Annotated in this window: 20 protein-coding genes and 1 tRNA gene; 9 read left to right on the top strand and 12 right to left on the bottom strand. The window is 69.8% G+C overall.

Annotation, left to right across the window (positions count from 1 at the left end; all coding sequences use genetic code 11):
• Positions 1–5 precede the first annotated feature (5 nt).
• From OOK40_RS19685 to OOK40_RS19675, 3 genes are all read right to left on the bottom strand, one after another.
• Positions 6–2,141 (bottom strand): NACHT domain-containing NTPase, encoded by a 2,136-nt coding sequence (locus OOK40_RS19685; RefSeq protein WP_266483325.1) that lies wholly within the window; start codon positions 2,139–2,141, stop codon positions 6–8.
• Positions 2,138–2,413, bottom strand: coding sequence for a hypothetical protein (locus tag OOK40_RS19680; protein WP_266483323.1), 276 nt, complete (start codon positions 2,411–2,413; stop codon positions 2,138–2,140). The genes OOK40_RS19685 and OOK40_RS19680 overlap by 4 nt, the downstream gene beginning before the upstream one ends.
• 120 nt (positions 2,414–2,533) lie before the next feature.
• Positions 2,534–3,598, bottom strand: coding sequence for a transcriptional regulator (locus OOK40_RS19675; RefSeq protein ID WP_323136078.1), 1,065 nt, complete (start codon positions 3,596–3,598; stop codon positions 2,534–2,536).
• 251 nt (positions 3,599–3,849) lie between these two features.
• Here OOK40_RS19675 and OOK40_RS19670 point away from each other — a divergent pair, with 251 nt between their 5' ends.
• The 3 genes from OOK40_RS19670 to OOK40_RS19660 all read left to right on the top strand — a co-directional run bounded on the left by OOK40_RS19670 (position 3,850) and on the right by OOK40_RS19660 (position 6,470).
• Complete coding sequence (locus tag OOK40_RS19670; RefSeq protein ID WP_266483321.1) at positions 3,850–4,482, top strand: helix-turn-helix transcriptional regulator; 633 nt, start codon at positions 3,850–3,852, stop codon at positions 4,480–4,482.
• Between the two features lie 45 nt (positions 4,483–4,527).
• The gene (locus OOK40_RS19665; protein WP_266484453.1) at positions 4,528–5,061 is read left to right on the top strand and encodes a toxin-antitoxin system, toxin component; all 534 of its coding nucleotides are present in this window, start codon (positions 4,528–4,530) and stop codon (positions 5,059–5,061) included.
• 158 nt (positions 5,062–5,219) lie between these two features.
• Positions 5,220–6,470: an ROK family protein gene (locus tag OOK40_RS19660; protein WP_266483319.1), complete on the top strand. Its 1,251-nt coding sequence runs from the start codon at positions 5,220–5,222 to the stop codon at positions 6,468–6,470.
• A 71-nt stretch (positions 6,471–6,541) separates the two neighbouring features.
• Here OOK40_RS19660 and xylA read toward each other — a convergent pair whose 3' ends face one another.
• Complete coding sequence (xylA, locus tag OOK40_RS19655) at positions 6,542–7,714, bottom strand: xylose isomerase (protein ID WP_266484450.1); 1,173 nt, start codon at positions 7,712–7,714, stop codon at positions 6,542–6,544.
• Positions 7,715–7,873: 159 nt separating this feature from the next.
• Here xylA and xylB point away from each other — a divergent pair, with 159 nt between their 5' ends.
• Complete coding sequence (gene xylB, locus OOK40_RS19650; protein WP_266483315.1) at positions 7,874–9,346, top strand: xylulokinase; 1,473 nt, start codon at positions 7,874–7,876, stop codon at positions 9,344–9,346.
• A gap of 242 nt (positions 9,347–9,588) precedes the next feature.
• On the opposite strand, the gene OOK40_RS19645 is transcribed toward xylB, so the two are convergent.
• The 4 genes from OOK40_RS19645 to OOK40_RS19630 form a co-directional block, all read right to left on the bottom strand.
• Positions 9,589–10,629: a YeiH family protein gene (locus OOK40_RS19645; RefSeq protein ID WP_266483312.1), complete on the bottom strand. Its 1,041-nt coding sequence runs from the start codon at positions 10,627–10,629 to the stop codon at positions 9,589–9,591.
• Positions 10,629–11,207 carry a cysteine dioxygenase family protein gene (locus OOK40_RS19640; protein WP_266483309.1) on the bottom strand — a complete coding sequence of 193 codons (579 nt, stop codon included), beginning with the start codon at positions 11,205–11,207 and terminating at the stop codon, positions 10,629–10,631. Before OOK40_RS19640 ends, OOK40_RS19645 begins: the two co-directional genes overlap by 1 nt.
• Positions 11,208–11,298: 91 nt before the next feature.
• Entirely contained in the window at positions 11,299–12,204 is a 906-nt protein-coding gene (locus tag OOK40_RS19635; RefSeq protein WP_266483307.1) for a LysR family transcriptional regulator, read from the bottom strand.
• Between the two features lie 114 nt (positions 12,205–12,318).
• Positions 12,319–13,131 carry an SAM-dependent methyltransferase gene (locus OOK40_RS19630; protein WP_266483304.1) on the bottom strand — a complete coding sequence of 271 codons (813 nt, stop codon included), beginning with the start codon at positions 13,129–13,131 and terminating at the stop codon, positions 12,319–12,321.
• Positions 13,132–13,353: 222 nt separating this feature from the next.
• Here OOK40_RS19630 and OOK40_RS19625 point away from each other — a divergent pair, with 222 nt between their 5' ends.
• Positions 13,354–14,163: an N-formylglutamate amidohydrolase gene (locus tag OOK40_RS19625; RefSeq protein ID WP_266483302.1), complete on the top strand. Its 810-nt coding sequence runs from the start codon at positions 13,354–13,356 to the stop codon at positions 14,161–14,163.
• Positions 14,164–14,281: 118 nt separating this feature from the next.
• Positions 14,282–15,511 (top strand): hypothetical protein, encoded by a 1,230-nt coding sequence (locus tag OOK40_RS19620; protein WP_266483300.1) that lies wholly within the window; start codon positions 14,282–14,284, stop codon positions 15,509–15,511.
• Between the two features lie 114 nt (positions 15,512–15,625).
• Here OOK40_RS19620 and OOK40_RS19615 read toward each other — a convergent pair whose 3' ends face one another.
• On the bottom strand, positions 15,626–16,489 hold the full coding sequence (locus OOK40_RS19615) for an SDR family NAD(P)-dependent oxidoreductase (protein ID WP_266483297.1): 864 nt from the start codon (positions 16,487–16,489) through the stop codon (positions 15,626–15,628).
• A gap of 106 nt (positions 16,490–16,595) precedes the next feature.
• On the opposite strand from OOK40_RS19615, the gene OOK40_RS19610 reads away from it, so the two are divergent.
• Positions 16,596–17,177, top strand: a complete 582-nt coding sequence (locus OOK40_RS19610; RefSeq protein ID WP_266483294.1) for a CGNR zinc finger domain-containing protein — start codon at positions 16,596–16,598, stop codon at positions 17,175–17,177.
• A 110-nt stretch (positions 17,178–17,287) separates the two neighbouring features.
• Here the strand turns inward: OOK40_RS19610 and OOK40_RS19605 are convergent, their stop codons facing one another.
• Entirely contained in the window at positions 17,288–17,542 is a 255-nt protein-coding gene (locus OOK40_RS19605; protein WP_266483292.1) for a hypothetical protein, read from the bottom strand.
• Between the two features lie 3 nt (positions 17,543–17,545).
• Here OOK40_RS19605 and OOK40_RS19600 point away from each other — a divergent pair.
• A tRNA-Met gene (locus OOK40_RS19600) sits at positions 17,546–17,623 on the top strand.
• Positions 17,624–17,981: 358 nt separating this feature from the next.
• Here the strand turns inward: OOK40_RS19600 and OOK40_RS19595 are convergent.
• Both OOK40_RS19595 and OOK40_RS19590 read right to left on the bottom strand, forming a co-directional pair.
• Positions 17,982–19,061 (bottom strand): hypothetical protein, encoded by a 1,080-nt coding sequence (locus OOK40_RS19595; protein WP_266483289.1) that lies wholly within the window; start codon positions 19,059–19,061, stop codon positions 17,982–17,984.
• Between the two features lie 325 nt (positions 19,062–19,386).
• Complete coding sequence (locus tag OOK40_RS19590) at positions 19,387–21,249, bottom strand: cellulase family glycosylhydrolase (RefSeq protein ID WP_266483282.1); 1,863 nt, start codon at positions 21,247–21,249, stop codon at positions 19,387–19,389.
• Between OOK40_RS19590 and OOK40_RS19585 the strand changes: the two genes are divergently transcribed.
• Entirely contained in the window at positions 21,248–21,451 is a 204-nt protein-coding gene (locus OOK40_RS19585; RefSeq protein WP_266483271.1) for a hypothetical protein, read from the top strand. The two genes, OOK40_RS19590 and OOK40_RS19585, sit on opposite strands and share 2 nt — an antisense overlap.
• The last annotated feature ends 405 nt before the right edge of the window (positions 21,452–21,856 follow it).

Here is a 21,856-nt window from a genome sequence, read left to right as displayed (position 1 = left end):
GATCTTTACTGCTCGTAGACCTCGGCCAGGCGATCCCTCAGCCGCGCATGGCGGAACTGGTAGACCGCGCCGACCTGACGCAGCACGCCTCGCTGGTAGGCGTCGTCCAGGAAGGCGTTCACCGCCCACGGGAGCCGCCCTGTCAGGGGGAGCCAGACGCGGACCAGGACCACCCACCGGCCCCAAGCGGTCAACGTGCCGACCCCGAGCCCGACCGTGAGCCCGGCCGCGAGCCCGCTCGTGACCCCGAGTGCGGACCCGTTCAGGAGCGCGACGACGATCCCGAACCCGAGCCCGAGCGCCAGCCCGACCGCGAGCATTTGGGCGAGCACGGTCGTGCGGTTCGTGTTCAACAGGTCCAACGGGCTGACCGAGGATTTCGTCTCGATGACTGCCTCAAGCCCGGCCACGAGCGCGAGTACGATCCCGACCGCCAGTCCGAGCGTGAGCCCGGCCACGAGCCAGTTCCCGAACACTGAGGCGATCACGGTCCAGGGGTAGGCCAGGAGACCCGCATAGACCGCGATTCCGAGCCCGAACACGACCCCGAAGACCAGCCCGCCCGCGAGTCCGCCCCGAATTCTGGGGAGGAAACTCTCCTTTACTCTCTTCGTCCCGCCGCGGATCTGTATGCGCATGCGCGACGGTTCAAATGCTCCGCCGACCTTGAGTTTTGACCCGAATCCGTGCATGAGCCCAAAGACCAGCCCGATCCCCAGCACGTTCAGAAGCACGTTGAGCGATGCCTCTCGTGATTCGCGCGTGAGCCCGTAGACGAGTCCGAGCACGGTCCCTGACATGAGCCCGATCGTGACCCCTGAGACGAGCATGCGCGAAGAAAGGCTCATGGCGGTTCCCAGTCGCCACCATTCGATGTCGTGTGTGTCGAGTTTCTTCAGGTGTGTGGCGAGGTAGCCGAGCCAGTGGCGGGCGCGTTCGGCGGGCCAGGGTCGGCGTTTCGCGGCGGGGCGGTTGCTGAGAAAACGGTCGTAGGCGGTGGGGATGAAGTTGTCCAGAAGATGGTCTTCAAGTTCTCCTCGGGTGCTGAACTCCTCGATTTCCAGCAGCTTCACCGGATCGCGGCCTGATTTGTAGACGGTGTGGGCGAGGGTGACCATCAGGGGGGTGGTCAGCACGGCGGCCAGATTGGCGCAGGCCGGTTTGTCGGGGTTACGGCGCACCGTGTTCAGGACGTACTCCCACCCGGTCGGGGTGGTGGTGTCCGTGCCGTCGCAGGAGGTCGTGTCGGAGGCGGGCGTATTGGTGGCGTGCAGCAGGTGGTTGACGGAGTCGTCGAGGGTGAGGTCGGTCAGTTCGATACCGGCGAAGAGCGCGGTTGTTCCGACGGCGGCTTCGAGTTCGGCGCGGCGACTCGTCATCAGCAGCGGCACGGTGGTGGCCCTGAGGTCCAGCAGCGCGGCCTCGTGCAGGCCGTCGGCGATCTCGTCGAACCCGTCCAGGATCGCCAGCACGCGGTCGGCACCGACCAGCGCGGCGGCCCACGTCGATCCGTCGGGGCCGGCCCCGGCCAGAAAGGGGTGGTCCCGCTCCAGCCGGTCGATCAGCCAGTCCCGCAGTGGAGTCGTGGTGGGATTCCACGATCCTAAACTGAAGATCACCGGTACCGGTGCTTCGCCGGTTGGCGTGCGAGCTTCCAGCCGGGCCCTTGCGAAACGCCGGACCAGGATGGTCTTTCCCGAACCCGCCCGGCCCAGCACCATCAGTCTGCCGGGCTTTGTCCCCTCGTAGACAGCCGCGATCTTTTCCAGCGGACCGGTCAGGTCCAGCGGGAGAGTGGCCGCCGCCTCGGCCGACACGTCGAGGATGCTGTTCCGACGGCCGGTCAACGTCTCAGGTGCCGGTCGACAGCGCACAGGCAGCGGAGCCGGATCCCATAACCGCTGCTGCTCCTCCTCACGCTTCAGGAAGGCGCTGACCCTGTCCGCGAGCAGATTGGCCTTCCCTGCGAGCGAGTTGTCGGCGGGGCGCGCTGCGGGAAGGATGAGCACGTTGTTCGCGTTGTCGCCGGTGCTCACGATGCCGTGGTTGTCACCGCCCACGGTCACCGACCGGTCGCCGCCCGACCGGTCGGGCTTGTGTTCGGCGGGGTCCGGCTTCTGCAGACCCGGCCTGCCGCTCACTGGTGCAGGGTGTTCTTCGCACCGTCGCCGGTGGAAACGATCCCGGAGTTGTTTCCGGCGATGGCGACACTGCGCTCGCCGCCGGCTGAGTCCCTGAGCGCCTCGCGCGGGGCGATCCCCAACTCCGCGCGCCGCAGGGCGAGCATGTCCCGGTCCGCGTTCGCGTCCGCCGGGCTGGTGACGTTGACTCGATCGGGGTCGGCGTCGGCGCCGCGGTTCAGGACCCTGGCGAGCAGCCGCTGCCTCTCGAGCAGCGCATCGATCTCGGGCACAGGCGTTCCCCCTGTCGCGCAAGCGAATTCAGGTTTCATTTTAGCCACGCAGGCACCTTCGGTCAGCGGTTCGGCCACGAAATTGATCCCAGGTCAGGTTTCACGGGCGACGCCCGCGCCTCAGCCGCTGGAGACCGCTCGCAGATGCGACTTGCCGCGCCGCACGTCGGGCGAGACGGCGGACCGTCCCTCGCGCATGACCAGCGTCAGCCGGGTGAATCCCCGGTCCTGCAGGGTTCCGGGGGTCTCGTCGAGGATCCGGCACTCGGTGCGCCCCCACCGGGGATCGGGGTGGTAGAGCGGCCGTACGGCTCCGTCGTGATGCACGGCCGCCGCTCCCATGACACGCATCCAGTGCGGCAGTCCGAAGCGGTAGGCGGCGTCCATGATCGGGTCGATTGCGATGTCGCCACGAATGGCCTGAAGGACTCGGTCCTCCGGGTAACGCTCCAGGGCCGCGTCCAGCTGCGCCAGCAAGGGAAGGCACCAGCTCGTCTCGCGGTCGCCGAGCACCGCACCGGCGTCCGGGTGGAACAGCACGAACCTGAGGAAGTTGTCGCCGGGCATGGCTGTGGGGTGCGGCGCGATGCCGTGGAACAGCGCCGCGAAGGAGTGGTTGGCGTGTGCCACGTCCCAGCGCCGGTCGAGCAGCACCGAAGGCATCGGCACGGCGTCCATCATCACGGCATAGTCGTGCAGGTAGGCCTGGGTTTCTGGGTCCGGCGCAGCACCGGGGTCCGGCTCTCCGGGCGCCGCGGGCAGGGCGGGCAGCGCGGGTGCGGTGACGGGCGCGAACGGGCGTATGGGCCCGGACGGGAAGGCCGGACCCGAGGGGCGTGCGGGTCCCAGCGGAAGCGCGGACAAGGACGCTGCCGAGGGCCTGTTCCAGGTGGCAGGCGGATCCCGGTCGACGGCGAGACGGAAGAGCCAGCCGCCCTGCTGGTCGCTCATCTCCAGGGCCTTGACCAGGGCACAGAGCCTGTCGTCGGTCCAGTCCTGGGCGGGGGTGCACTCCCAGTTTCCGTACGCGCCGGTGCTGATCTCGAGCCGGGCGGCCACGTCCTCCACGCTCAGCCCGAGCTCTTCGCGGCGCCGCCTGATGACATCGGTGACCCGCCTCGCCCGGACCGCGCCGCGAGCCGTGCCGGAGTGGCCTCGCCGCCCATGGGCACCGGGTCGTTCCACGCCTGCCTCATATGTCATCGAGAACGCCACCCTCTCGAAGTCCAAGTGCGGCAGGGCCATTTGGATCATCACCGCGTGGGCGATCCTGCTACCCGCACACGGCCATGTCAACTATCGTGGCATTGGCCGCCGCTGAGCGCTCAGATCGCGCCACAGCTGTGGCAAGGCCTGGTTACACTTCCCTGAAACAGTTACTCTCCCGGCAGCCCCCTGTGTGCGGAGTGACCTCGCGTGATCTAGGAGACCTACTGGTGACAGACGGCTTCTTGGTTCCGGGCCCGACAGCCGCAGGCCCCCTGACGGCATCGATTTCCCGTCTGGCCGAACTCGCGGGCAAGCTCGGTGTGCCTCACAGCGAGGTCTTCGACGTACATCAGCTCTCCGAGGCCTCCGGCGTCCCCGCCGATGTGGTCGGGGACCTCCTCGACGGCCGGCCCGCCGGCGAACCCGACCTCCAGGCGCGCTTTCTGCAGCGCTTCGATCTGTTGCGCAGGACGCGGCTCAAGCCCAACGGCCGCCGCTACACCCAGCAGGAGATCGCCGACGGCGCGGCCATGTCGCGGCAGCAGGCGGGGGCTCTCATCAACGGCGACCGCCGACCGACCATGGAGCACTGCGACGCCATTCAGCGCTTCTTCAAGGTCCACGCCGGATTCCTCACCGCCGAGGACGCCGACGCGCTCGACGGCGCCCTGCAGCGCACCGAGCAGACGCTGCTGCACGACTACGCCGGCGACAGCGACCCGCTGGAGCGTCTGCTGCAGGACCATGGGGTACGGGGCATCGCCTGGCGCGCGGCCCAGCTTCCCACCGACAAGCACCGCGACAAGGTCGCCGAATGGCTCGACATGCTCCTGGAGAGCGTCAAGCCGACGGAGTCCTGAAGTGAACCCTGCACCGACGGGAGAACGGTGAACAAAGGCAAAGAGATGCGGCGGTTGTGCGGCGAACTGATCGCCGGAATCGACCTGCCCGTCCCCGCGGAACCGACGGACCTCTACGCCACCCTGTGCGCCAGGATGAGCAGCCGACGCGGCCGGCCGGTCCAGTTCCGCATGGCCTCTTTCCCCCCGGGAACCGCGAGCGGGCTCTGGCTCGACATGGCGGACCAGGACCTCATCGTCATCGAGGAGCGCACCGCCCCCGACCACCAACTGGTCATCCTCGGCCACGAGTTGTGGCACATGCAGGCCGGTCACTGCAGCCACCACGTCGAAGGCGCGGCCGTCGCGGCACGACTGCTGAACGACGGAGCCGACCTGCAGGACACCGTCCTGAAGGTCGCGGCCCGTACGCACTTCGACGTCGCCGAGGAGAACGAGGCGGAGAGCTTCGGTCTGCTGCTGAGCTCCAAGTGCCGTTCACTGCTGACGAGTTCGCCCGCCCACGGTCCCCTGCCCGGTCTGGATGTCATCGAGGGCCGTATCGAGGCGTCGCTGGGATACCGAAAGCCGCAGGGCTGATGCGTGGACGGCCTGGACCTCTGCATACCGGGCGCGGCGCACGCCGTCGCGTTCGCCTGTCGGCCGCGGGGATTCAGCCGCAGCCGGCGTGACCCGCTGCTGCGGTCCGTGAGCGCACTGCGCCCGGTGGCAGAGCTCGAGACCGATCCGGCGGGCGCGTGAGTGGGAACGGCCCCGGGAACCATCCACCGCTGGAGCCCAAGGCCGACCGGGAAACGGTACGACGTCACAACCTCAGCCTGGTGCTGCGGGCGGTCCGCGACGCGGGCGAGGTGACCCGGGCCGGGGTCTCGGCGCGAGTGGGGCTGACCCGCGCGGCCGTCTCCTCCCTGGTCGAGCAGCTGCTGGACAGCGGGTTCCTGACGGAGTCGGGCAAGACCTTCAGCGGTCAGGCGGGCCGTCCGGGCACGGTGCTGAAGGTGGCCCGTACCGGAGTCGCGGGCATCGGGGTCGAGATCAACGTCGACTATGTCGCGGTGTGCGTGGTCGACCTGGCGGGCACCGACCGGGTGCGGCTGGTCGAGCACATCGACAACAGGGGCGCGCCGCCCGAGCGGGTGCTTGACCGGGCCGCCGTGATCGCCGCCCGGGCGTTGGTGTCCGCGGCCGAGCAGGAACTGCACCCCGTCGGCGCCCAGTTGGCGCTGCCGGGCCTCGTCTCGGCCGGAACCGTCCGGTACGCGCCCAACCTCGGCTGGACGCGCGTCGCGGCCGAGGGCCCCTTCGCCGAGGCGCTTGCCGCGCTGCGTCCCGCGCAGCCCGTCCTGCCGGTGCGGTCCGAGAACGAGGCCAATGTGGCGGCCTTGGCGGAGCTGTGGTTCGGGGGCCTCGGCGATGTACGCAGCTTCCTGTATCTGACGGGCGAGATCGGGGTCGGCGGCGCGCTGGTCCTGAACGGTGAACTGCTGCGCGGCGCGCACGGTTTCGCCGGTGAGATCGGCCATGTCGTGGTGTCCCCGGACGGGCCCGAATGCCGCTGCGGCTCGCGCGGCTGCCTGGAGCAGTACGCCGGGCAATCGGCGCTGCTACGGGCCGCGGGCCTCGACGAGCACAGCGGCGCGCGGGGCGTGGCCCAGCTGGAACGCCGGGCCCGCGCGGGCGACGAGCACGCGGTGTCGGCCCTCCGCCGGGCCGGGCTGATGCTGGGCCGGGTGCTGTCCGGCGCGGTGAACCTCTTCGACCCGGACGCGGTGGTGCTCGGCGGGATCTACGGGCCGCTGCTGCCGTGGCTGGCGCCGCCGGCCGACGGCGAGCTGTCGGCCAGGGTGGTCTCGGGCCTGTGGCCCGAGACCGCGGGCCGCCTGCGCGCCGCGTCCCCGGCGGCGGACGCGGCACGGGGTGCGGCGGCGCTGGTGGTACGGGACGTACTGGGGGACCCGGTGCGGTACGCGGCACGGGCAGCGGGGTAGGCGGCGGGGCCGCACATCCAGCCTCTCCGGCGTTTGAGGAGCGGGGTCTGGGGCGGAGCCCCAGTTCGGGCCTACACCCGCACCCCCAGCAAGTGGTCCAGCGCCAGCTGATCCAGCTCCTCGAACGCCATCCCCCGCTCCGCCGCCGCCTCCACGTCGAACTCCTCGAACGCGGACCGGTCCGCCAGCAGCCCGGACAGCCCGTCCTCAGCCGTGGAGCGGCAGAGTTCGTCCAGGCGCGCCGCCCGCAGCGCCTCCCTGACCGCAGGGTCCTCGCGGAACGCCGCAGCTCGTTCCCGCAGAATCAGATAGTTGCGCATACAACCCGCCGCCGACGCCCACACCCCATCCGCGTCCTCCGTCCTCGGCGGCTTGAAGTCGAAGTGCCTCGGGCCCTCGTAGCCGCAGGTCTCCAGCAGGTCGACCAGCCAGAAGGCGGACCGCAGATCGCCCGCGCCGAAGCGCAGGTCCTGGTCGTACTTGATGCCGTTCTGCCCGTTGAGGTCGATGTGGAAGAGCTTGCCCGCCCACAGCGCCTGGGCGACGGAGTGCGTGAAGTTCAGCCCGGCCATCTGCTCGTGGCCGACCTCGGGGTTGACTCCGTACAGCTCTGGCCGCTCCAGCTGTTCGATGAAGGCCAGCGCATGGCCGACGGTCGGCAGCAGGATGTCGCCGCGCGGCTCGTTCGGCTTGGGCTCGATGGCGAAGCGCAGCTCGTAGCCCTGCTCGGTGACGTACTCCCCCAGCAGGTCGAAGGCTTCCTTCATCCGGTCCAGCGCGGTGCGCACATCCTTCGCCGCGCCCGACTCCGCGCCTTCGCGGCCGCCCCAGGCGACATAGGTGCGCGCCCCGAGCTCGGCGGCCAGGTCGATGGTGCGGATGGTCTTGCGCAGCGCGTACCGGCGTACATCCCGGTCGTTGGCGGTGAAGCCGCCGTCCTTGAACACAGGGTGGGTGAAGAGATTGGTGGTGGCCATGGGCACGACCAGGCCGGTGGCGTCCAGCGCCTGCCGGAAGCGTTTGACGTGCGACTCGCGCTCGGACTCGGAGGCGCCGAAGGGGATCAGGTCGTTGTCGTGGAAGGTGACGCCGTACGCGCCGAGTGAGGCGAGCCGCTGTACGGACTCGACGGGGTCCAGTGGCGGGCGGGTCGCGTCCCCGAACGGGTCTCTGCCCTGCCAGCCGACCGTCCAGAGGCCGAAGCTGAATTTGTCGTCGGGGGTGGGAGTGAAGCCTTGCGCCATGGCCATGACCGCCTTCGGACCCTGGTTTGTTTGCTGACCTTACTAATGATGCATACCCCATCCCGATCGCAGTAGCCCCCAACACCTGTTCGCGCACGACCGCTTGACGTAATTTGTTCGGCGAACGGCCAAATAGGCCGGGAGGGAGAGGTGGGGACCATGCCCGCGCAGCAGGTGGTCATCGGCGTGGACAGCTCGACCCAGTCCGCCAAGGCCGCGTTCGTCGACGCCGCCACCGGCCGCACGCTCGCCGTCGGCCGGGCCCCGCACCAGGTCGGCGGCGAGGGCGGCGCACGCGAGAGCGACCCCGAGGTGTGGTGGTACGCGCTGCGCGAGGCCGTTTCCGCCGGGCTCAAGGAGTCGGGCCTGCCCGCGTCCGCCGTCACCGGTATCGCGGTGGCGGGCCAGCAGCACGGCCTGGTGGTCCTCGACCGGGCCGGACGTCCGGTCCGTCCCGCGCTGCTGTGGAACGACACCCGTTCGGCCCCGCAGGCGGCCGCCCTCACGGAGGCGCTCGGCGGGCCCGATGCCTGGACCGCCCGCACCGGATCGGTGCCGGTCGCCTCCATGACGGCCGCCAAGTGGCAGTGGCTGCGCGAGAACGAGCCACGGGCCGCCGAGGCGGCCGCCGCCGTACGCCTCCCCCACGACTTCCTCACCGAACGGCTTGCGGGCACCGCGGCCACCGATCCCGGTGACGCCTCGGGCACCTGCTGGTACTCCACCGCCACCGGCGCGTACGACCCGGAAATCCTTCACCTCATCGGCTTGGACGCCGACTCGCTGCCTCCGGTGGCCGCGACCGGAGCCGTACGCATCGGCTCGCTGACCGACACCGCAGCAGCCGACCTCGGCCTGCCCGCGGGCATCGCCGTCGCCGCGGGCACCGGCGACAACATGGCTGCCGCGGTCGGCCTCGGGCTCGGCGGCGCGGGGCTCCTCGACCACCCGGCCCTCAGCCTCGGCACCTCGGGCACCGTCTTCGCGGCCAGCCGCACCCGGCCCGCCTCCCCGGGACTCGCCGGGTTCGCCGCCGCCGACGGTACGTATCTCCCGCTGGCCTGCACCCTGAACTGCACGCTCGCCGTCGACAAGATCGCGACCCTGCTGGGCCTCGGCCGTGACGCCGCCGAGGCGGGCGGTGAAGTCGTGCTGCTGCCCTACCTCGACGGGGAGCGCACCCCCGATCTGCCCGCGGCTTCCGGTCTGCTCACCGGTCTGCGCCACACCACCACCCGCCAGCAGCTCCTCGGCGCTGCCTACGAGGGCGCGGTGGTGACGGTGCTGCGCGCGCTGGACGAAGTGCTCCGCGCCTGCGGCCTCGACCCGGCCGACGAGGAGGTGGCGGCCCGCCCGCTGCGCCTGGTGGGCGGCGGCACCAAGGGGCGGCACTGGGTGGAGACCGTGCGCCGCCTCTCCGGCCGCCCGCTGCTGATCCCTCAGAGCGGCGAGCTTGTCGCGCTCGGCGCGGCGGCCCTGGCGGCGGGAGCCGCGACGGGCGAGGACCCGGTCGCGCTGGCGAGTAGCTGGGGCGGCGGCGCTGTCGAACTCCCGCCGGTGGAGCGGGACATGGCGACCTGGGAGCGGGTCACCGCCGTACTGAAAAAGGCGGCGCCGACGCTGCTCGCCTAGGTCCTGCCCATTTGGGCGGTCAGCCGATCACCATGCCCGCGGCGCTGATGAAGATCCACAGCACGGCGAGTGCTGCGATCACGCCGAGGGCGCCGAGGGCGACGACAACGGCCTGTGCTCCCTTGGTATTTGCCATGGTCTCCATTATCCGCCTCCCCGTGTCCAGCGGGTCCGGCGGGTTGCCGATCGGCACCTGCACTGTGCTCTCTCCCATCAGACAGGTCCAAGCGTTCGAGGGGACCTCAGCCCATGACCAGCAGGACTCCCGCGTACGAGACCCCCGCCACGACCACCCACGCGCTCAGCCCCAGAGCCGCGACCCGCGCCCCCGTACGCGTCAGGGACGGCAGGTCGACCGCGCTGCCCAGACCGAACAGCGCTGCGGCGAGCAGGAGTTCCTGCGCGTGCTGGGCCACGTCGATGGCCGACGTCGGCAGCAGACCCGTACTGCGCAGAGCCACCATCGCCAGGAAGCCGACCACGAAAAGCGGGACGAGCGGCAGCCGCTTCCTCGCCGTCGCAGCGCCGCGCCGTCTGTGTCGTACGGACAAGGCCACCGCCGCGACGAGCGGTGCGAGCAGCGCCACGCGCATCAGCTTGACCAGGACCGCCTCAGCGAGCGCGTCGGGGCCCGCGGTCTGCGCGGTGGCCACGACCTGCCCCACGTCGTGGACGCTCGCGCCGACCCAGCGCCCGAACTCCGCGTCGCTGAGCCCCAACGGCTGCTGCAGCAGCGGCAGTACGGCGATGGCGAGGGTTCCGCACAGTGTCACCAGCGCCACGGACGTCGCGGCGTCGCGCTCGTCGCTGTCCGTCGCCTCGCTCACCGCGCCGATCGCGGACGCCCCGCAGATGGAGTATCCGGCGGCGATCAGCAGCGGCTGATCGCCAGGGAGCCCCATACGGCGGCCCAGCCACCAGGTGCCCAGGAAGGTCGCGGCGACGACACCGAGCACCATGGTCACCGTCGCCCAGCCGAGGCCGAGGACGTCGTCCAGGCTCAGCTTCAGCCCGAGCAGCACGATGCCGACCCGCATCAGGCGCTTCGCGGCACACGAGAGTCCAGGGCTGGCCGCTCCCCGGACCAGGGCGCGTGCGCCCGGCAGATGCGCCGCCACGATTCCCAGCACCACGGCGGCGGTCAGCATCGGTATGTCCGGCAGGAGTTGGTGTGCGGACCAGGCGACGGCAACAGCGGACGCGGCGAGGGCAAGGCCGGGCAGGGTACGAGGTGCGGCCGCGGAAGGGGGTGCCTTGGCCGCCCGTTCCCTCAGCATCGCCATCAGCGGTCGGCCGGCAGCTCGTAGACCCGCCGGACGCTGGTGCCCAGACGCGAGATGTCCGCCCCGTACACATGAAGGGAGATCGCCCTGCCGGGTCCCGCGTTCCAGACCCGGTGGATGTCGCCGGGCGGCGCGAATCCGCAGACCTCGCCCTGCCCGTTGACGACATCGCCGGTGGCGACAAGGCGCGCGGCCGCGCCGGTGGCCTGGGACGGGAGGAGGCGGTAGCGCCGCTCGTACTCCTCGCCCTCGTGCACACCGGTGGTGCACCACGACACATGGTCGTGCACGGACGTCCCCTGGCCCGGCAGCCAGACCAGCGCGACGATCGAGAAGCTTCCGTCGTGTTCGGCGTGCAGCAGATGCTGGCGGTAGCGGGCGGGGTCGCTCTCGCACTGCTCGGAGGTGAGCAGATCGTCCGCACCGAGATGCGGTGCGAGGCGCTCGCCGACCAGATACGCCGTCAGGTCCGGCGGCAGGCCTCTCCCGACGGCCTCGCGCACGTCGGCGATCAACACGTCGAGGCGGTCGGTCGTGCGGGCGGCCGTGAAGGCGGTCGTTCTGGTCGAGAGGGTCATATGCGCAGCGTCGAGCCGCCCGACCCATCACGTCCAACGACGGTTTCTTGGTGACTTCCCAAGCTCCGCTTATCAGTGGGTCGCCGCTGTCTCAGCAGCCGATCTTGTTTGCCGCGACCTTCTTCAGCTCCTCGAGTACCAGCGCCGTCGCGGGTATCCGCAGATGCTCTTTCAGTACATACGCCGAGATCTGCCGCCGGGACGCGGGTTGGAGCGGCCGTCCGGTGACTTTGCGGTGGCAGAGGAAGTTCAGTACGAGCGCCGGGATCATCGCGACGCCGAGGCCCTCCGCCACCAGGCTCTGCACCACGAGATTGTCGTCGGTCGTGAACGCGATGTCCGGCGCGAACCCCTGCTCGCCGCATTCGTGAAGGAGATTGGCGCGGCAGCGCAGACACCCGGCTATCCAGCGCTCCTGCGCCAGATCCGCCAGCTGCACCGCTCTGCGCCGCGCCAGCGGATGCCCGGTCGGCAGCAGCACCGTCAACTGGTCCTCCAGGAGCGGGATCTCCACCAGCTCGTCCGGCACCTCTTCATGCAGGCCGGGATAGGTGAAGGCGAGCGTGATGTCGCACTCCCCGCGTACCAGGCGATGGAGCGACTCCGGCGGCTCGCTCTCCAGCAGGTCGACGCGCACACCGGGGTGGGCGGCGGCGAGGCGGGCCATCGCCTCGGGGATGAGGGTGGCATTGGCGCTGGGGAACGCGCAGACGCGGACCCTTCCCGCGCGCAGCCGGGTCAGCGCGCTCATCTGCTGCTGGGCGACTGACATGCTGTCCAGGATGACCGTGGCATGCCGCGACAGGGCCTCACCCGCTTCGGTGAGACGCATAGTGCGGCCGACCCGGATGAACAGCGGTGTGCCGACGTCCCGTTCGAGGGACTTCATCTGCTGGGTGATCGCCGGTTGCGTATAGCCCAGGGTGCGGGCGGCCGCCGAGTACGAACCGGCCCTGACCACTTCATGGAAGGTTCTGATGTGCCGGGAATCGAACACATCCGAATCATAAGCAGAATTTGGGTACCCAGGAATCCCGACCGCTCCTTTGGCCGGTATACGCCGCCGATGTACCCCGCCGATATGCGCCGCCGACGACCCCTACTTCCACGGCTACGCCTTGCGCGCCACTCCCGCGTAGAGCGAAGCCGCCTCGTTCCCCTCGGTGACCTCGTCCACGCCCAGCTCGGGGTGCCACCGCGTCAGCTGGACGATGCCGGGCTCCGTCAGCTCAAGCCCCTCGAAGAAGCGGCCGACCTCGTCGCGCGAGCGCGGCACCAGGGTGACGCCGCCCGCCGCGTACATGTCGACGCCGCGCTGGACGGCGAGCGGGTCGAAGTCGGCGGTGAGCTGCGACAGTACGAGATAGCTGCCGGACGGCAACGCGTCCAGGAGCTGTCCCACCAGCTCGTACGGACTGGCCTCGTCGGCGACGAAGTGCAGCAGCGCCACCAGCGAGAGGGCGATCGGCTGCTCGAAGTCGAGGACCTTTCTGGCCTGTTCAAGTATGCGCCCGGGCTCGCGCACATCGGCCTGGATGTAGTCGGTCACGCCCTCGGGGGTGCTGCGCAGCAGCGCCTCCGCGTGGGTAAGCACGATCGGGTCATTGTCGGTGTAGACGACGCGGGACTCGGGCGCCAGGCCCTGGGCTATCTGGTGCAGATTGGGCTCGGTGGGGATGCCGGTGCCGATGTCGAGGTACTGGCGTATGCCCGCCTCGCCCGCCATCCATCGGGTGACGCGCTGCATGAACCACCGGTTGGTCTGGGCGACATGCTTGGCGCGGTTGTCGATACTCATGATGTGGCGACCCAGTTGCTCATCGACCGGGTAGTTGTCCTTGCCGCCCAGGAACCAGTCGTACACCCGGGCCGGATGCGGCTTGCTGGTGTCGATCCTGGGGACGGCCGGCTCGCTCCCGGTCATGAGGCGCTCCCTAGATGGTCAGGAATTCTGCGTCGTCGATCATGTGATCCTCGCAGGAGGAGGGACCACGGGCAAGCAACTCTTCGCCCAGGGCGAGCAGTTGGGCGCGGGGTCGGGCTGGGGGCAGTTGCGCCGTTCCAGGAGGTGAGAATCGCCGGTACGGCCTGCTCCGGCTTCGTAGAATGCTCGTCGATCTCCGCACGCCCGGCAGGAAGGACGACGATGTCCCACGAGCCCCCACCCTTCCGGCTTCTTCCCGGCGCCGACCACTCCCCTGTCCTTCTGCATGTCCCGCATTCCGCACGGGCCATCCCCGCGCCGGTGCGCAGCGGCATCGAGCTGGACGACGCGGCGCTTGAGCGGGAACTCGACCACATCACCGACGCCCACACCGCGGAGATTGCCGCCGCCGCGGCAGAGGCTGCTTCCGTCGCCCCCTGGCGTTTCGTGAACGGTCTTTCGCGACTGGTGATCGATCCCGAGCGTTTTCCCGATGAGCGGGAGGAGATGCTGGCCGTCGGCATGGGCGCGGTCTACACCCACACCACGCACGGCGAGCAGCTGCGCTCACCGGATGTGGACCCGCAGCCGCTGATCGACCGCTACTTCCGTCCGTACGCGGAGGCGATGACCGCGGCGGTCGGCGAGCGGCTGGCGGCCACCGGACGCGCCGTCGTCGTCGACATCCACTCGTATCCGACCGAGCCGCTGCCGTACGAGCTGCACGGCGAGGGCCCGCGGCCGCCGATCTGCCTGGGCGCCGACGACTTCCACACTCCGCCGGAGCTCGTCGCCCTGGCGGAGAAGGCGTTCGCAGGGTTGGGCGGCACTGCGGTCAACACGCCCTTCGCCGGTACGTATGTGCCGCTGAAGTACTACGGCAAGGACCCTCGCGTCAGCGCGCTGATGATCGAGATCCGCAGGGACCTCTACATGGCGGAACCGGGCGGCCCCGCCGGCCCCGGCCTCGCGGCGCTCGCACGCGCGGTGGCCGACCTGGTCGGTCACACGGGCGGGACGAGGGTCCCGTAGCGGTCGGGGCCATCCCGCTCGCCCTTGGCCGATCGCCGGCCTCTTGCGCAGCAACCCCCTTGGCGGCGCTCCAAAATTGCCTGGTGACTCTGCTGCGTCTCGGGCAGGCTCCGCATGGATGAGCAACGAATCAGCGGGTGACCAGGCTTACGCAACGGTGGACTCGCTCAAAGGTCTTCTGCAACGAGGTCGGGGTCTGGGCGCGCTACGTGCGACGGACGATCCGGCGACAGCAAGCGAGTTGGTGTACGACGAGGTCCGGCAGGACTGGCGATGGGACTCGGTGGACGACCGCCACCTCTATCTGGCGCGCTTGATCCAGGAATTGGGACTGGCGCTGGATCCGGTGGTCGCCGTGCTGGCAGGTGACGAGGACGACTGCGAGCGGGCCACCGGCATTCTGGAGCTGCTGGCCGTGTCGGGTTCGGCCGAGGCCCGCGATGCCCTGCGGGCCTACATCCGGGAGGGCGAGCACTGGGTGGACGTCCTCCAATCGGTGGCCGGAACCTGGCCGATGGAGTGGTGGAACGACCTGGCCGACGTCGCGCGTGCCCGGCTGAGCGGGGAGGAGCCGCTGCTGTGGCGCTCCGAGCCCTGGGTGTCCTGGGGGACGGGGTACGGGACGTCCGCGCATCCGCGCCCGCAAAGGACGCACACCGTCGAGCTGAGTCCGAGCCGTCGCCGACTGCTGTCCGTACTCGCCGACGCGGACACGGCCGACGGTGCAAAGGCCGAGGCCCTGCACACATTGGCCGGTCGCCCGCCGGAGCCGGACCTGATCCCGCTGGTGCCCGGACTTGGGACGGTGGACGGCAGGTGGTCACTCCCCTGGCTCGCCCGTGCGGTCGAGCGACTCGGCGCCCTCGCCGTACCCGCGGCGCGCGCATGGGCGGCGGACGAGCGAGACTGGTTGTCCTGGACCGGAATCCGGGTTCTGGCCGAACACGGCGAAACCCAGGACCTGCCTGCGCTGATACGGGACCTCGCCGCCCACGACGAGGCGCGCCAGTGGTGCGGGCCCGACCGGCTGGCCGCCGGCCTGGCCCGCTTCGGGCCGGCGGCCGCGGAAGCCACGCCGGTACTGCGCCGATTCTGGCTGCACACCCCGCACTCCTACGAACGGCCGGCCTACCTGAAGGCACTGGCGGCCATCGACCCGGCCGGGCTTGACTGGGCGTACACCGAGTCGCTCTGGGACTGCGAACCGAACGCCCGTCTGCTGGCCGTCGCCTCCGCACCCGACCATCCGCGAGTCAGCCAGCGGCTCACCCAGCTCCGCGACGACCCGATGGAGGAGCTCGAGGTCAGAACCGCCGCGGGCGGCCGCCTCGCAGCGGGCAGGCGTTGATCGTCCAGGCATGCCGGTTGTCACCTGGATCGCCAGTCCTTGCCCGGCTTTTGCCGCCGGGCTGGAGTCCGTTGCGGTGCCTCCGTCAACCCGGCCGCAGCCAGGGCCGATTGGTCAGGACTCCTGGAGAGCGGCGTCCACGCCCCGCGTGACGCCGGTCCAGTCGTCCAGTTCGCGCAGGCGTGCGGCGAGGGCGCCGCGAATGTCGTCCTCCGCCGCGCGTCCCAGGGCGAGACGCGGGGGCGGCTGCTTGGCGTCGACGGCGGTGATGACGGCCGCGGCGACTCGGGCGGGATCGAGGAAGGCTTCAGGGGACAGTTCACCGAGCGAGCTCTGGACGGCGCGCACGGTCCGGTCGTAGTCAGGGGTGGGTTCGGTGAAGACCAGGTGGGACAGGAAACCGGTCCCCATGTAGCCCGGCTCGATCAGCGTGAGCTTGATGCCCAGGGGGGCGAGCTCGGCAGCCAGTGCGTCGGAGAGTCCTTCGAGCGCGTACTTGCCGGCGGCAAGCAGACCGACGCCCGGGTGCGCCAACTGCCCGTAGAGCGAGGATCCCTGGAGGATGTGGCCCGATCGCTGCCCTCGCAGGACGGGCAGCGTCGCGCGCAGCACGTTCAGCGGGCCGAAGACGTTGGTGTCGAAGATGGCCCTGGCCTGTGCGTCGGTTGCCTCCTCGACGGCGCCGAACAGTCCGTATCCCGCGATATTGGCGACCACGTCGATGCGGCCGAAGGCAGCGAGGGTCTGCTCGACGGCGCGGTGGGCCGCGCTTTCGTCTCGGACGTCGAGTTCGAGCGCGATGGCCTGGCCGGGGTAGCGGTCGACGAGGTCGGCGAGCGACTCCGTGCGGCGGGCAGTGGCCGCGACGCGGTCGCCGCGGTCGAGGGCGGTGATCGCCAGTGCACGACCGAGGCCCTGAGAGGAGCCGGTGATGAACCAGGTGCGGGCAGTGTTCGAGGTGTCACTGTCGTTCGTCATGGTTAGGACCATAAGCACTTAACTCATAACTGGCAAGCAAACTGGCACCCAGATGTCTATGCCTGACAGCAATGACGCCTCACTCGCCTCGGGTACTGTGGGCTTCATGGCCATGGATGCAAGCCGAACGACGCTCAGCCCTTCGGCGGCGGCGGAGGTCGTACTCACCTTCGTCAACACCCGTGCGATCGACGGCAGTCGTGAAGAACTCCTCGACGGTGCCGCCTTTTCGCGGTGGCTGCGGAAGGAGGACCTCATCGACTCCGCGTCGCTGGTCACGGATGCCGATGCCGCCGCCGCCCGTGAGCTGAGGGACGCCTTGGTCCTCGTCCTGCTGGCCCATGCGGGCGAGCAGGACGAGCCGGGCCGAGCCGGAGCCGAGGAGTATCTGCGCCGTAGCGCGGAGCTGTATCCCCTGGCTCCTGTCATCACCGCCTCCGGCGTACACCTCGCGCCCACCCAGAGCGGCGTACCGGGCGCGCTCGCGAAGATGCTCGCCGCAGCATCCGACGTAGCCCTGCGCGGCTCCTGGATGCGACTCAAGGCATGCCGGAACCCGCCGTGCCACCTCGGGTTCTACGACCGGACGCGCAACTCCTCCGCGGCTTACTGCAGCCCGAATCGATGCGGAGCCCAGGTCGCCATGCGCACCTACCGCAGCCGCAAGGCGAAGGAGGAAGGCCGCTAGGGCCTGATCCGAACGACAGGCCCTAGCCGGGCACATGGGGCGCGCCGCGCTCCCGCAGCCCCGGGCAGCCACTTCGTGGAAGCGGGATCACCGCCGATGCCTGCACCCGCTCAGCGAGCGCGGTTCTTGATCCGGCTGTAGTAGTGCTCGCCAACGACCAGGACCGGGGTGACGTGGACGGGGAGACCGTCGGGGGTACGTGGGACCTCCTGGGAGGTCTGGCGGGTGAATCCGAGCGAGACGCCAGGGCAATTCTGCTTGTGATCAAGAACCTGCTGCGCGGCTTCAGCGTGCTCGCCCTCGTTCCCCCGTGCGCCGGGAAATTCACCGTCGCGCGGGTCGGCGTTGACGTACAGTGGTCCCACCAACGCGGGGTGGAGCAGCTCGGTAGCTCGCTGGGCTCATAACCCAGAGGTCGCATGGTTCAAATCCTGCCCCCGCTACCAACTCCGGCCCCTTCGAAGCCCAGGCGACGAGGGGGCCGGAAGCATCTCTGGATACCCGAGCAGACCGAAACGGTGCCGCTACCCCCTGGCCCTCTCCCTCGGCCGACGGCCGCTGCTCAGATCGTTCCCGGACTCCCGTGCGGTGCTTCCCGGACGGGGAGAAGGGGGTCAACGCTCGCGGGCGGCCTGTGGTCGAGGCTGGGCGCTGCTGTTGGTGTTGGGCACGCAGGGTCCTGGGGGAAGGAAGTACCCGCGGTGGTGGTCGCGCAGGACGCCCGAGCGGACCGAGGTGCGGGCGGCTCTTACTTTTCTGGCCGGGGTCGAGAGTCCGCTTGCTGCCATGCGGCCTGATGGGGGCTCACTGGAAGCTGAGACGGTGTGGGTGGGTTGGGTCGGTCGGGCAGGTGTGGACGCGCATCTGGCCGCGGCCGAGATAGACACCGACGGGATCGATGACTCCCGGGTCATCGTCGGCGCCCTCCTCGACAGGCAGCCAGCTCCGTGAGCCGCCGTCGCACTCCCATTTGTCGACGGTGAGCAGCGGCGGCATCGGAGTCCCGCACTGGGGGCAGTCGACGGGGGCGGGGTCGGTCAGGTGCCAGGAGGCGTAGCCGCCGACTTTCCAGCCGGGGGCGATGGAGAGGTCGCTCATGTAGTCGATCTCGTCCGGTTCCTCGGAGCGGGCGGCGGCCATGGCCGCTTCGTACTCCTCGTAAGTGGCGTAGCTCGCCGGAGCTGAGGAGTCGTAGGCGTCCTCGGCGTCTTCCTCGTCGAGGAGTCCCTCTTCCCACTCGGCGATCTCCTCCTGGAGTTCCTCACCCAGCAGGCCGAGGTACTCGTGCTCCACGACCTGCTCCGGGTGGAGGACGCACGTGGTCGGGACGCACTCCTCGCGGCCGGCAACCGGCGGTTCGGGCTGCGGCGTCAGTGCGGTGCCGACATCCTCCGCACGCCGCCACTTGAGGACCACGTCGATCGTGCGGTCCGGGCCGTGTACCTCGAAGGGGCACCAGAACACCTGGAGCAGGTCGCATTCGTCGGGCCCGACGAGGTCCGGCACGTCGCGTGTGTAGAGCTGGGCCACGGCCAGAAGCGGCAACGGGTCGGCGTCGCCCAGATCCGGGACGTGGAGTCCGGACGTCATGCCCTCCAGGAGCAGCTGCTCCTCGTCGGTGTAGTCCCGTCCTCGCGCCTCGTCCTGGATGCGCCGCCGCAGGTGCACGTCGGACAGGAGGTGGCCCGTGCCCTTGGAGTGGACGGCGGTGCAGACCGGCCACGGTTCGTGGGCCGGCCACAGCAGCGGCCCGGCGACCGAACTCTCCTCCGCCTTGGGTGCACCAGGGCGCGGGTGCAGCCGTGTCGCGGTCCGCCGGTGGGCGGCGAGTGCGGGGAAGACCGCCTCGACGTCGACAGGGCGCGGTGGCGTGGTGCGCGTCAAGCAAGTCCTCCAAGGCTGTTCTGCGCCGATGCTATATGCCGGTTAGGACGTTGCCGGCGGCGTTCTCCAGGCTGTGGGAGAAGCTGAAGCCCTTGTTGCCGAACGCGGTGAATTCGATTCGGATCGGAATGGGTACTACTCGGTTCCCAGCCGACGTGTATGAGCGCTGTTGAGGATCAGGGACGGGTGGCCGAGGAACGGTCCACCAGCAGTGGAGCAAGCAAGGGAGCTGCCGAACAAGGTCTGTTGCCCAGCAAAGAGGTGCGTTGCGTACCTGAAATTGCAACTGGGCAGGCTTCGGGGCGAGGAGTGATTGAGGCGAGCCTCAGTCGAGCCCCGCCGCCCACCCCGCCAGTTCCGCCCGCGCCGCACTCAGTAGCTCCGCCGAGGGCGCCGTCGCCCCGTTGGTGACGAGCGCGTAGTGCAGGGCGTCGGCGCTCCCGGCCGTGAGCAGCAGGCGGCGGCTGCCTGTTCCGCCCGGTTCCGGGGCCACCGCGATCGGCACATCCGACCCGTACGACGGCAGGCCGCTGACCGTGCCGAGGTCGGAGACGACGGTGGTCCGGGCGGTCTCGAAGGAGGCCGGGAGGTGGAGTTCAGTGGGGGCCGAGCCGCCGTCCGAGCGCCACAGCAGGAGGCCGTACTGCCCGGAGCCGACGAGCTCTTGGACGCGCGGGAGCGACTTCGGCACGGGATTCCAGGTGAGGGTGGCCGATCCGTCCCGTGAGCGGTCCTCGTACGTGAAGGCGAGGGCGCGGCCCGCGGTGGCGCTGGGGTAGAGGCGGTCGAGCAGTCTGGCGTCCTGCCGCAGGACCGGCGTCCCGGAGTCGTCGAGGCGTACGGCGGAGAGGTCCTCGTCGTTCCAGGCGTCGCCGGTGGTGCGGACCTTGTCGGGGTTGCCGTTCATCAGCTCGTGGTGGCGGCCGTTGTAGATGTCCCACTGCCATTGCGTACCGGACAGGACCGGGCCCGAGTCCTGTGGCCGGGACCACCAGGAGGCGCCCGGCAGCCGGGAGTCCAGGGCCTGGTACATCGCCTTGTAGACGGTCGGGGCCTTGTCGGAGACCGTTCCGGTCAGGGGATGGCCGAACTCGCTGACGACCGCCGCCGTTCCCGCGCCCGCCGCGCGGTCCCGGACGGTGCCGAAGTCGCGCGCGTACTGCCCGTCGGCGGCCTTGCCCCACATGAAGATTCCGGAGATGGCCTTCTGGTCGTAGAAGTGGGTGTTGAAGGCATAGCGCGGGCCGAGGGTGCCCGCGTCGAGGAGGCCGCCCTCCTGCTTCTGGAAGGAGAGGTTGGCATTCCAGAAGAGGTTCGGTTCCACGAAGACGGGCTTGGACTGCCATCCAGCAGCGTCCATGCGGGCGCGGAACTTCTCGTAGAAGGGCCAGAGCAGGTCGCGCTCCCACGTGCGGCTGGTCTGGCCGGTGTCGTACGAGCCCGCGTGCGGTTCGTTGTACGGGTCGAAGCCCGCGACGGCCGCGAACTCCGCGTCGGTGAGGTGGTCGGCAAGGTAGGCCATGGTGGTCCGGGCGGTCGCGAGGAAGGCGTCCTGGACACCGCCGCGGTTGTGCCAGAAGTCGTACGCCGCCCGCTTCACGGCCTCGTTCTGGGTGATGTTCTGGCCCCAGAAGAGGCAGATCCCGCAGGACTCCCGTGGATAGCCGCCGGCCTCGACCGCCCACTTGGGGGCGCCGTCGCCGGTGTACCAGCTGCCCGGGTTGAACAGATACCGCGAGTACAGGTCCTGGTGGAAGTCGGGGTAGACGCGGATGCCGGCGGCGAGGAAGGCGCGCATCTGCGCGGTGACGGCGGCGAGATAGGCGCTGTCCACCTGGCCGCGGACGGGTTCGGCATGGGCCCAGGACAGCAGGAAGCGGACGCTGTTGGCGCCGCCGAGCGTGCGCAGGGCTGTCGCGGACTTCTCGGCGTCGGCGACGGACGCGAAGGGCAGTCCGCCGTTCTCCTCCAGCTTGGTCTCGCCGGAGACGTTGTATCCGCGCAGCACCACCTCGCGGCCGAGCCCGTCGGTGAAGCGGCCGTGGTCGACCGTGAACGCGGCGGCGGCCTGCTCGTCGAACCAGAGCGAGCCGGGCGGGGTCGCGGCGGCGGACGTGGTGCCCCCGGTGGTCAGGGGCGCGGTCATGAGGGCGAGCAGACCGATCAGACGCGCACGCATCATCGCCATGCCCATCACCGTTCCTGACGTGCCGTCAGACGTCAATGGCCCAAGCCCGGTCGAGTACCGCCAAACGCCGTGGTATACGCCGGAATCGACCATTCCGCTCGCGTCGGGCGCACCTCCGTTATACGGTTATCTCCGCTTCTACCGGGGGCCGGACCATTTCCCCCGTAATGCCGTGCCGATTGCAGCGCTGAACACCCTGTGAACACCCGAAGGAAACACTCCCTACACATGGACGTCGGCGGTGCACGCACCACCTGACACGAGGAAGCGTTCTTCGGTGAATCTGCACACCGAATACCCAGGCGCCACACAGTCCCCGGCGCCGCAACCCGGCGCTGACCTGCTGGTCCGTTGTTTGGTGCGGAATGTCCTCCCCTCGGCCAAGGAGGCACCCGGGCATCGGAATTGAGGCGCGGCGAATACGTGAAGAAGATGGCACCAACCCATGGACGACCGTGCACGCGACGTAATTCAGCGGACCGGAAGCGCCTTGATCCGACGCTGTCCGATTAGCTGCGCAACACGCCTGCGTGCTTTGATCCTTCGCACTGCGGGAGAGTCGAAAGACCCGGTCGCAGAAATTCGAGTTAGCCATGCGAAGGGAAGC

The sequence above is a fragment of the Streptomyces sp. NBC_01481 genome, from assembly GCF_026339995.1.
Taxonomy (GTDB): Bacteria; Actinomycetota; Actinomycetes; order Streptomycetales; family Streptomycetaceae; genus Streptomyces.
The sequence above is the reverse complement of the archived record's forward strand: the minus strand, read 5'-3'. Positions and strand labels throughout refer to the sequence as shown.